Below are 1067 nucleotides of genomic sequence, written 5' to 3' on the forward strand. Positions count from 1 at the left end.
TCCAGGTCGGCGGAGGCCGCGTCGGGGTCGGTGGCGAGGTGCACCTGGGCGGCACCCAGATGCATGCTGACCACGGCGATCTCGTGGCCGATGCTGTCGTGGAGGTCACGGGCGATCCGGACGCGCTCTTGGGCGACGCTGCGCTCGGCGACGGCGGCCCGGGTGGCGATGGCCTCCTGGGTGCGGGCGCTGAGTTCCTCGAAGTACTGGCGTTGACCGCGGATGGCGCTGCCGGAGGCGGCCATGAGCAGGCCAGCGGCGGCGGCGATGGAGGCTTCGGCGTTCGCCTGCACGGACAGCGTGCCTCCGTACCAGCCGACCGCGCCGAGGTTGGCCGCGGCGATCACAACGCCGGTCAGGAGCCCGGGCAGCCCCCGCAGAGTCAGCAGGAAGGCTCCGAAGCAGGCGATGGACCAGTTGTGCGTCGGGAGCCATCCCAAGGCGGACGCGACGAGCGGACCGAGGGCGAACAGCACGAGGGCGGCGTAGGGCTGGATCCGGTAACTGAGGATCACCGCGAGGCTGACGACGGCCGCCGCGACCAGCCCGGCGAGGCTGCCTTCACGCAGGGCGACCAGATACTCCACCAGGACGGCCAGGCCGAGGACGACCAGGGTCACGATCTCCAGGGCGCGGGTCCCCCGCACCCACACGGGCATCCGGGGCGGCGCGTCGGCTCCCGTCGTCCTCATCACCCCAGTATCCCCGCGCGTGCCCGCGCCCGGCGTCGTCTCAACGCAGTACATGCAGTGCCTGCACGCGGACGACGACGCGGCACGTCCCGATCACCACGATGGAGGTGTTGGCACGAACGGTCGCGACGACAGGAGAACATCATGACCGACACCCTCACGGGCTTCACCCCGTACGAATACCGCACCCTGCAGGTCGCCCCCGAGCAGGAGCCGCTGTACAAGGACACCTTCGCGAACTTCGGGTGGATCGTGGAGAAGGAGACCGCCGGCCGCCCGGGCACGACCACGATGGCGCTGCAGGTGAAACGGGATCGCCGCCTCCCCAACCGGCAGGTCATCAACGAGTTGCAGCGCCAGGCCGAGGACGCGCTG

Annotated in this window: 2 protein-coding genes; one reads left to right on the forward strand and one right to left on the reverse strand. The window is 70.7% G+C overall.

The genetic code is table 11. The features are described 5' to 3' along the window. The coding region (locus tag V7E09_RS11750) for a histidine kinase dimerization/phosphoacceptor domain-containing protein (protein ID WP_324523431.1) at positions 1 to 692 on the reverse strand (692 nt) is incomplete at its 3' end. A gap of 144 nt (positions 693 to 836) precedes the next feature. Here V7E09_RS11750 and V7E09_RS11755 point away from each other — a divergent pair. Next, on the forward strand, positions 837 to 1067 hold a 231-nt coding region (locus V7E09_RS11755), incomplete at its 3' end, for a hypothetical protein (protein WP_324523432.1).

The sequence above is a fragment of the Propioniciclava sp. genome, from assembly GCF_036744435.1.
Lineage (GTDB): Bacteria > Actinomycetota > Actinomycetes > Propionibacteriales > Propionibacteriaceae > Propioniciclava.